Annotated in this window: 12 protein-coding genes (1 of these 12 only partly in view); 7 read left to right on the top strand and 5 right to left on the bottom strand. The window is 53.9% G+C overall.

Features of this window, described 5'->3' with window-relative positions:
- From EDF78_RS25820 to wrbA, 4 genes are all read left to right on the top strand, one after another.
- Window positions 1-836: the 3' portion of a YadA C-terminal domain-containing protein gene (locus EDF78_RS25820; protein ID WP_243839461.1), read on the top strand. Its footprint begins 718 nt before the window's first position; the window shows 836 of its 1,554 coding nt (coding positions 719-1,554); its start codon lies beyond the left edge, outside the window; the stop codon is at window positions 834-836.
- A gap of 47 nt (window positions 837-883) precedes the next feature.
- Window positions 884-1,300 (top strand): hypothetical protein, encoded by a 417-nt coding sequence (locus EDF78_RS15700; RefSeq protein ID WP_133823443.1) that lies wholly within the window; start codon window positions 884-886, stop codon window positions 1,298-1,300.
- Window positions 1,297-1,521 carry a hypothetical protein gene (locus EDF78_RS15695; RefSeq protein WP_095921784.1) on the top strand — a complete coding sequence of 75 codons (225 nt, stop codon included), beginning with the start codon at window positions 1,297-1,299 and terminating at the stop codon, window positions 1,519-1,521. The genes EDF78_RS15700 and EDF78_RS15695 overlap by 4 nt, the downstream gene beginning before the upstream one ends.
- A 304-nt stretch (window positions 1,522-1,825) precedes the next feature.
- Complete coding sequence (wrbA, locus tag EDF78_RS15690; RefSeq protein WP_165497931.1) at window positions 1,826-2,425, top strand: NAD(P)H:quinone oxidoreductase; 600 nt, start codon at window positions 1,826-1,828, stop codon at window positions 2,423-2,425.
- Between the two features lie 35 nt (window positions 2,426-2,460).
- On the opposite strand, the gene EDF78_RS15685 is transcribed toward wrbA, so the two are convergent.
- From EDF78_RS15685 to fusA, 3 genes are all read right to left on the bottom strand, one after another.
- Window positions 2,461-2,772 (bottom strand): CcdB family protein, encoded by a 312-nt coding sequence (locus EDF78_RS15685; RefSeq protein WP_133823442.1) that lies wholly within the window; start codon window positions 2,770-2,772, stop codon window positions 2,461-2,463.
- Complete coding sequence (locus EDF78_RS15680) at window positions 2,772-3,008, bottom strand: type II toxin-antitoxin system CcdA family antitoxin (protein WP_166654463.1); 237 nt, start codon at window positions 3,006-3,008, stop codon at window positions 2,772-2,774. The genes EDF78_RS15685 and EDF78_RS15680 overlap by 1 nt, the downstream gene beginning before the upstream one ends.
- 140 nt (window positions 3,009-3,148) lie before the next feature.
- Window positions 3,149-5,254 (bottom strand): elongation factor G, encoded by a 2,106-nt coding sequence (fusA, locus tag EDF78_RS15675; protein WP_095921780.1) that lies wholly within the window; start codon window positions 5,252-5,254, stop codon window positions 3,149-3,151.
- A 237-nt stretch (window positions 5,255-5,491) separates the two neighbouring features.
- On the opposite strand from fusA, the gene EDF78_RS15670 reads away from it, so the two are divergent.
- Entirely contained in the window at window positions 5,492-5,845 is a 354-nt protein-coding gene (locus EDF78_RS15670) for a helix-turn-helix transcriptional regulator (RefSeq protein ID WP_013575288.1), read from the top strand.
- Here the strand turns inward: EDF78_RS15670 and EDF78_RS15665 are convergent.
- Window positions 5,842-6,759, bottom strand: coding sequence for a LysR family transcriptional regulator (locus EDF78_RS15665; RefSeq protein ID WP_195817035.1), 918 nt, complete (start codon window positions 6,757-6,759; stop codon window positions 5,842-5,844). The two genes, EDF78_RS15670 and EDF78_RS15665, sit on opposite strands and share 4 nt — an antisense overlap.
- 150 nt (window positions 6,760-6,909) lie before the next feature.
- Between EDF78_RS15665 and EDF78_RS15660 the strand changes: the two genes are divergently transcribed.
- Together EDF78_RS15660 and EDF78_RS15655 are read left to right on the top strand one after the other, a co-directional pair.
- Window positions 6,910-7,467 carry a chromate transporter gene (locus EDF78_RS15660; protein ID WP_205948373.1) on the top strand — a complete coding sequence of 186 codons (558 nt, stop codon included), beginning with the start codon at window positions 6,910-6,912 and terminating at the stop codon, window positions 7,465-7,467.
- Window positions 7,464-7,985, top strand: a complete 522-nt coding sequence (locus EDF78_RS15655; protein ID WP_208294482.1) for a chromate transporter — start codon at window positions 7,464-7,466, stop codon at window positions 7,983-7,985. The genes EDF78_RS15660 and EDF78_RS15655 overlap by 4 nt, the downstream gene beginning before the upstream one ends.
- A 146-nt stretch (window positions 7,986-8,131) precedes the next feature.
- Here EDF78_RS15655 and EDF78_RS15650 read toward each other — a convergent pair whose 3' ends face one another.
- The gene (locus EDF78_RS15650) at window positions 8,132-8,815 is read right to left on the bottom strand and encodes an O-methyltransferase (RefSeq protein WP_133823439.1); all 684 of its coding nucleotides are present in this window, start codon (window positions 8,813-8,815) and stop codon (window positions 8,132-8,134) included.
- Window positions 8,816-9,159 lie beyond the last annotated feature (344 nt).

The following is a 9,159-nucleotide window of genomic DNA, read 5'->3' as shown; positions in this document are numbered from 1 at the left end:
AGATTCAGACCGCGCAACTGACGCCGCAGGCAACGCCACAAATTGCTCCGCAGAAAACCCCGGTAGCTCTGGTTCAGACCGCGCAACTGACGCCGCAGGCAACGCCACAAATCGCTCCGCAGAAAATTCCTGTGGCTCTGATTCAGACCGCGCAACTGACGCCGCAGGCAACGCCACAAATCGCTCCGCAGAAAACCCCGGTAGCTCTGGTTCAGACCGCGCAACTGACGCCGCAGGCAACCCCGCAGGTTGAGCAGAAAACACCTGCGCTACCAACTCCTCATCTCGATGGCCAGCACATCGAAGTGGCTCCAAAACCAGAAGCAGATAAAGTACCTGCAAAATTACTCACAGCTTCAGGCGGCCAGACAGTACAACAATTGACTTCAACAGCGGCTCAACAGCCCTTAGTCAAACAAGTGGTACGCTCCGCCTATTACGATCAACAGATCACTGCCCTCAATGCTGAGGCAGAACAAAATCACGTTGAAATCCGGGCTGAATCTCACAGCCGCGCGGTGGCAGATGCACAAACCCTGGGGCAGGCAAATGACTATACCAACAAGAAATTCAACGACCTGAAATCTGAGGTTGATGGCAATAAGAAAGAAGCCGCCGCAGGTTCTGCTTCCGCTATGGCGCAGGCCAATATCCCTCAGGTGCAGGAATCTCAGCAATTCGCGGTGGGTGCCGGTGTCGGCGGTTATGATTCACAAAACGCCCTGTCCGTGGGCGCTTCATTCCATGCCAGCAGATCCACCATTGTCAAAATGTCAGTCTCCGACGATACGCAAAGTAACTTCGGTTACGGCGCTGGCGTAAGTGTCGGCTGGTAAAAATTCAGGGGGACTCGTCCCCCATCTTTCCAATACGGGTAAAAAAAATGAAAAAACTTCTAGTCATTGCTGCGCTGACCCTCCTTGCAGGCTGCTCCACTCAGGCGTCCAGAATGGCGGACTGTCAGTCACAAGGCATATCAAAAGATACGTGTTACATGGCAGAACAAAATCGCCAGACGGCCATTCAGAGCGCAGCGTTAAAGCAATCAATGGAAAATGCAGCCGCGCAATATGCACAGACTGCAAAAAAGATTGTGCACGCACGTATTAAAGGCATCGATGTCAAAATCTTTCCCGCTGACAAGCAGGGATATATCGAAGGCACTGCAGCATACCTTGATGAAGATAACGCGGATGCTCAGGTCTATCGCAAAGGTATTTTCACAGCGATTTATTACAAACGCACCCATAAGCTGGTTCTGATGCGTGACGGACAAATCTACGGAAGGACGCCGATATGAAAAAACACCACACCGATCAGTTCAGACATCTGCCGCCGGGGCAGCAATATACCTGCCTGAAAATGTTACAGCGCGTCGAGGAAACCCCGCTGACCGACGGGGTGACCGGCGTCGCCGTGTCAGTGATGATGAAGGACGGACACACAGCCACGCTGAGCAAATTCATTGCGAAGCCGGATGAAGTCTCAGTGCTGGTCAGCTGGGAAAAAGAAAGAGAATAATGCACTCTGACTACGTTTATATCTCCCCCCTTCTCTCCCGCCAGTCCCGCACTTCTGTTCTAGTATATAGAGGTGCGAAACCCACCTTCTCTGCACGCATTGCCCTAATTAATTGATGAGCCTGTTCAAAAATTTGCGTTTGTAACTCAAAGCCTGTGGGCGGACGATGGATACTCTTGCCCATCACAACCGCCGGGCTGGCGGAGGAGTAAACGTGGGATTTTTAAGCGGATTTTTCGCCCGTATTGCAGGTCAGAAACCCGCGCAAGATACGGAAAAAACATCACCTCATGAGGAGTTAAAGATGGCAAAAGTACTGGTTCTCTATCATTCCATGTATGGTCATATTGAAACAATGGCACAAAGCGTTGCCGAAGGCGCACGCAGCGTCCCCGGGGTTGAAGTCACGATAAAACGCGTCCCTGAAACCATGCCTGAAGAAGCCTTTAAGGCTGCCGGTGGCAAAACCGGCCAGACGGCAGAAGTCGCCTCTCCGGCTGAACTCGCTGATTACGATGCCATTATTTTCGGTACGCCGACCCGCTTCGGTAACATGACCGGCCAGATGCGCACCTTCCTCGATCAGACCGGTGGCCTGTGGGCCAAAGGCGCACTGGCAGGCAAAGTCGCCAGCGTATTCAGCTCAACCGGCACCGGCGGCGGTCAGGAAATGACCATCACCTCGACCTGGACCACCCTCGCTCACCACGGCATGATCATCGTCCCGATCGGTTACACCACACCTGAACTGTTCGATATTTCACAGGTTCGCGGCGGTACGCCTTATGGTGCCACGACGATCGCCGGTGGCGATGGTTCCCGTCAGCCAAGCGCGGAAGAACTGCGTATTGCCGTGCATCAGGGCAAACACGTGGCAACCATCGTCAGTAAACTGGTCAGCTAGATAACCGCGTAAAATAAGGCGCAGAATTCTGCGCCTTAAATTCCCATCACCAGTAAGTCCAGGGCTGCAACAACATCAGCACGATGAATATCTGCATTTAACACAGGTTCATGGCGTAGCTGCGTCGCACTCACGCTGGTCAGGAGATTAGTCATCAACACGTATTGATGATTTTGGATCCTGATAAGGGGATGCAGATGCCTGATGGGTTTCAGGTTGCTAAGTGCAGTTAGCGGCACCACGATCCGCTCATTGAGTCTTTCAATTAAGGGATTCTGAATATCCATAAAATAGGGATAAAGATTTTTTCCTTCTCCCTGATTTTCGTACACATCAAATTGCGCCATTACAACACTCCACGTCCCTGAGAGAAGAGTCCTGCCTTTTCAGTGAAGGCGTTGCAGGAATCCATTACTTGCTGATTTTCCTCTAAGAAAAGTTTCCTTTGCTTCTCTTTCACCGCTTCTCCTAACGCTTTATCAAACGTTGCTGAAAGATTAATGCCGAACACTTTGGCCTGTTCTAGTAAATCGGCACTCAGCGTGACATTGGTTCGTTTTTTATTTCCGGCTACTGATGACATAACACCCTCTTCATACACACCCGAGATGCGCATTATCGTGTCACACAATAAAGGCATAAACTATTAAATCCTTTTCTACGGCCAAAAAAAACGGCCCTTGCGGACCGTTTTGTCTCTGGCGAAGATTACGCCGTTTTTGCTTATTTACCACGCGACGCAATGATGTTTTCAGCAACATTGCGTGGTGCCTCGGCATAGTGGTTGAATTCCATGCTGTAGGTTGCACGCCCTTGCGACATCGACCGCAAAACGGTGGAATAGCCGAACATTTCAGACAGCGGCACTTCGGCTTTGATAATTTTACCGCCGCCGCCCGCGATTTCTTCCATGCCCTGCACGGTGCCGCGACGCGATGACAAATCGCCCATCACGCCACCGGCATACTCTTCCGGTGTTTCTACTTCCACTTTCATCATCGGTTCGAGGATCACCGGATCTGCACGTTTCGCCGCTTCCTTGAAACCAAAGATCGCGGCCATTTTGAACGCCATTTCCGAGGAATCGACCTCGTGGTAGGAACCGAAGGTCAGAGTGACTTTCACATCCACCACCGGATAACCGGCCAGAATGCCGTTGTTCAGCGCTTCCGTGACCCCTTTTTCTACCGCCGGGATATAGTCGCGCGGCACCACGCCCCCTTTGGTCGCATCGACAAACTCAAAACCTGTGCCTGCCGGCAACGGTTCGAGCGTGAAGACCACATGACCGTACTGACCTTTACCGCCGGACTGACGCACAAACTTGCCTTCGACATCTTTCACCGTTTTGCGCACCGTTTCACGGTACGTTACCTGCGGTTTGCCGATGTTGGCTTCCACGCCGAATTCACGTTTCATACGGTCGACGATGATTTCCAGATGCAATTCGCCCATCCCGGAAATGATCGTCTGGCCGGATTCCTCATCCGTACGGATGCGGAACGACGGGTCTTCCGAGGCCAGCCGTGACAGCGCGATGCCCATTTTTTCCTGGTCGGCTTTGGTCTTCGGCTCGATGGCCTGCGAGATCACCGGATCCGGGAACTCCATGCGCACCAGCGTAATAATGTCCGACGGGTCGCACAGGGTTTCGCCGGTCGTCACATCTTTCAGCCCGACGCATGCCGCAATATCACCGGCACGGATTTCGTCAATCTCGATACGGTCATTGGCATGCATCTGCACGATACGGCCAATACGTTCTTTCTTGCCGCGCACCGGGTTATACACGCTGTCGCCTTTTTTCAGCACGCCGGAATAAACGCGGACAAACGTCAGCTGGCCGACATAGGGGTCAGTCATCAGTTTGAACGCCAGCGCCGAGAATTTCTCGCTGTCATCGGAATGGCGGAATGCTTCGTTACCGTCTTCGTCTGTACCGGCAACCGGTGGAATATCCAGCGGAGACGGCATCAGTTCGATCACGGCATCAAGCATCCGTTGCACACCTTTATTCTTAAACGCACTGCCGCACAACATCGGCTGAATCTCACCGGCGATGGTGCGCAGGCGCAGACCTTCGGTAATTTCATCCTCGGTCAGCGTGCCTTCTTCGAGATATTTATCCATCAGCGCATCGTTGGCTTCGGCCGCAGCGGAGACCATTTTTTCGCGCCACTCTTCCGCCAGCGCCTGCAATTCTGCCGGAATGGCGTCATAGGTGAAGGTCATGCCTTGTGTCGCGTCGTCCCACAAAATGGCGCGCATTTTGCGCAAATCCACCACGCCGGTGAAATGCTCTTCCTTGCCGATCGGGATCACAATCGGCACCGGATTGGCTTTCAGGCGATCGACCATCATCTGACGGACACGGAAGAAATCGGCACCCTGACGATCCATTTTGTTGACGAAGGCCAGACGCGGCACTTTGTATTTATTGGCCTGACGCCACACGGTTTCAGACTGCGGCTGCACGCCGCCGACGGCGTCATACACCATGACGGCACCATCGAGAACACGCATGGAACGTTCCACCTCAATGGTGAAATCCACGTGCCCCGGAGTGTCGATAATATTGATACGGTGCTCATCGAACGAGTGATCCATCCCGCGCCAGAAACAGGTCACGGCGGCAGACGTAATGGTGATACCGCGCTCCTGTTCCTGAGCCATCCAGTCTGTGGTCGCACCGCCGTCATGCACTTCTCCCAGCTTATGATTCATGCCGGTATAGAAAAGAATACGCTCGGTGGTGGTGGTTTTACCTGCGTCGATGTGTGCTGAGATACCGATATTGCGGTAGCGCTCGATTGGCGTTTTGCGAGCCATATAACGTCCTTACTGGTTGATGGCTAAGTTGGCGGAGAGTGGTTTTCACGTCCCGTCACAAAGTATTGAGTACTAAAATTCTTAATGCGGAGAGTATACTACAATTGTACGTGTATATTCGTACAATTATTTTATTCTATCGATGAAATTGGTCTGAGGCCGTCGCGTTGTACAGCAGCAAAGGGATAGGCTATATTGCGCGGCCGCCGATGAACGACGTGAAAGTAAAGGAACAATATGATAGCCAACCACCCTGAGCGCGAGCAGATCCGCCTCGAAAATGTCCTGACTGCGCTGGGCAACCCGTTACGTCTGGCGGTGGTGCGCACGCTGGCGAAAGGCGGCGAACATCCCTGCGGCACCTTATTGCAGGGCCTGTCGAAATCAACGCTGACTCACCACTGGCGCGTATTGCGGGACAGCGGCGTGATCTGGCAGCGTCCGGATGGCCGCGCCAATTTGCTCTCCCTGCGCCGCGAAGACCTCGACGCCCGTTTCCCCGGCCTGCTTGATTCCCTGCTCAGCGCCATCGAATCCGACGGCATCACGCTGGAATCCACCCAGAAACATATTTCTGAGCAACATCTTTAATCTGGCGTTAACTGCGATTTTACCAGCGCACAAAACGTATTGATTATAGCCGATGAATGGCTGTCTTCCCGTCGCGCGAGATACAGTGGCGCACTGAGTTGCGTGGCGGCATCCAGCGGTAAAAACACCACGCCCTCACCGCCGAGACGGGTCATGGATCCCGGCACAATCGAAATCCCCAGCCCCGCGCCGACCAGGCTCAGACAGGAGGTTAACCGCGGCGCTTCCTGCACAATATGCGGGCTGAAACCGGCGCGGACATACGCTGCCAGTATGGCATCGTACAACCCCTGCCCGGCGCGGCGGCGATATAACACAAAAGGCTCATTGCTCAGATCTTCCAGTCTGAGCGGCTGACCGGCGGTTTGCGACGCCAGTTTGTGTCCGGCCGGCACTGCCACCCACATCGGTTCCTCCAGCACTTTTTCCATCTCTAATTCCGGCATATCTTTGACCCGCATGCGCACAAACGCCACATCCAGCTCACCCGCCACCACGGCGCTGAGTAACTCGCCGCTGCCGCTTTCTTCGAGTTGTGTACTGACCGCCGGATAGATTTCCCGATAGCGCCGCAGCAATGCGGGCACAAAAGTATGCAACGCGGCAGAGCTGGTAAAACCAATACGCACACGTCCCTGCTCACCCTGCGCGGCACGCTGCATGGCGGCGCTGAGTTGCGCGGCTCGCGCCAGCACCGCACGGGCTTCCTGCAATAACACTTCGCCCGCTTCGGTCGGGATCACCCCGCGCGGTAGCCGGTTTAACAGCGCAACACCCAACTCCTGCTCCAGCCCCTGTAACAAACGGGTCAGCGGCGGTTGCTGGATAAACAGCCGTTCTGCGGCACGGGTAATACTGCCCGCTTCCACCACAGTGACGAAGGCATGCAGACGTTTCAGTTCAATCATATCCATACCCTCAGGGTATCTTTTGGCATTAATAAAGGCATTAGACATCATGGCACATCCACGCGCATGATCCTTAACAGAATTTACGCCTCTGGCGGCTTTGAATTACATTTGAGGGAGAGGGTGAAAATGTCAGCACAAACGCAGGAAAAATTAATGCCAGATACTGATGACCAGACCGCGCCGCACCCCGGTTGCGGACAACTGTTTATGGGCTTTTTCGTCCTTGGCCTGACCGGTTTCGGCGGCGTGTTGCCCATGGCGCGACACATGCTGGTGGATAAACGCCGCTGGCTGACCGCCGGACAGTTCACCGAACTGCTGGGCCTGTGCCAGTTCTTGCCCGGCGGCAATATCATTAATCTGTCGGTGGCGCTGGGCATGGAGTTTCGCGGGTTGCGCGGTGCGTTATCCGCCTTACTCGGGCTGATCCTCGCACCGACCATTTGCGTCGTGCTGCTCGGACTGGTGTATGCGCGTTATCAGAATGAACCGCTGGTGGAACATTTATTTGCAGGGATGGCGGCAGCGGCGGCCGGTTTACTGCTGTCGACCGGCATCAAAATGCTCGCCCCTTTGCGCGGTAAATGGCTGCAACTGGCGCTGGTGGCGGTGGGGGTGATTGCCATTGCCGCGTTCCGCATGCCGATGCTGCCGGTGATGCTGGTGCTGGCACCGGTCAGTATTTTCATCTGCGCGAGAGGTAAATTCTGATGCCGGTTTTACTTTCTCTTGCCCTGTTATTTACCGAACTTTCCGTGATGGCCTTTGGCGGCGGAAATACCATTCTCCCCGAGATGCAACGTGCGGTAGTGGACGTGCATCACTGGATGAGCGCGCAGGAATTCAGCGCCCTGTTCGCGCTGGCGCAGGCGGCGCCTGGCCCGAATATGATGATCGTGCCGCTGATTGGCTGGCAGGTCGCGGGATGGTCAGGATTGCTGGTGTCTTCGCTGGCAAAATTTGGACCGTCTTCCATTATCACGCTGATCGTGATGGGCGGCTGGAAGCGTTACAAAGACCGTCCGTGGCGACAGACCATCCAGCGCGGGCTGGTGCCGGTGACCGTCGGGCTGGTGGTATCGAGCGGATTACTGATTGCCAAAGCCTCGGCGACCACGCTGACGCTGGCAGGCGTGATCGCCCTGTGTACCCTGCTCGCGCTCAATAAACGCATTCATCCGCTGTGGGTACTGGCCGTCGGCGCAGTGCTCGGGCTGATATTGGGTTGAAATCATTGCGAAGCAGATCGCAATATTGAGCAGGTAAACTGCCGTCATCCATGGAAGCCGTACTCAAACAACAGTCTGATATGCCGCATGACAGCGAAAATCCGCTGTTTGACATTGGCTTTGGTCTGGCGCGTTAAAGCCTTCGGCTAACGGATCACCCGCGCCAGCACAAACCCGTCCCAGCCTTTGCTGCCGACGGTTTGCAGCGCGGTCGCCGATAACCGCGGTTCCTGCTCAATCATCTCAATAAAGCGACGCACGCCCTGCACCCGGGCGTCGTCGCTGTGCGGATCGGCCACCGCCCCGTCCCGCACCACGTTATCACCGATAATTAATGTTCCCGGCTTCGACAATTTCAGCGCCCATTCCAGATAAAGCGGGTTGTTCGGTTTATCAGCATCAATAAAAATCAGATCAAACGGCGCTTCAGCCGCCAGTGTGGGCAACGTTTCTGACGCGGGTCCGCTATGCAACGTAATTTTGTCCTGCAGACCCGCGAGGTCAATATTGGTCTGCGCGACACGGGCGTGATGCGGATCGGCTTCCAGCGTCACCACTTTACCCAGCGCCGGTAAGGCCCGCGCCAGCCAGATGGTGCTGTACGCCCCCAGAGTGCCAATCTCTAACACTTTTTGCGCGCCAGTGATCTGTGCGAACAATGCCAGTAATTTCCCCTGATTCGGCGCCACATCGTGCGCGGGTAAACCGGCGTGATGATTGTTTTTCAGCACCTGTTCTAATACTGGATCGCTTTCGACTAAATGGCTCACCAGATAGTGATCAACTGCCGCCCATTTATCGCTGTATTCCGCCTGCCTCTCCTGAACCATTCCTGCCTCCCGGCCGTGACTTATGCGTAAATAAAACGTTAAAAAACTCACTATTAACCCTAATCGCTTCCGACGAGTTTGCTCAGTTTTTTCAGCCGCCACTCAAAAAACCATCAATTTCATGCGGATAAAAATGCGTCACTTCACACTTTTGTCGTAAAGTTCCCTTGAGTTTATAAAATAATAATGATAACAATTATCATTAAGTTTAACATTCGTCTCGATTCTGTTAAGTTGCCGCCCTTCAATGTGCGGCGGCTTTCGTGCGGAACATATGTTGGCTTTTGGGTTTATTACACACGCATAAATTAATCACTCGATAATTAATTGAGTTATTTATAGGG

Source organism: Rahnella sp. BIGb0236, from assembly GCF_004364755.1.
Lineage (GTDB): Bacteria > Pseudomonadota > Gammaproteobacteria > Enterobacterales > Enterobacteriaceae > Rahnella > Rahnella victoriana.
The sequence above is the reverse complement of the archived record's forward strand: the minus strand, read 5'-3'. Positions and strand labels throughout refer to the sequence as shown.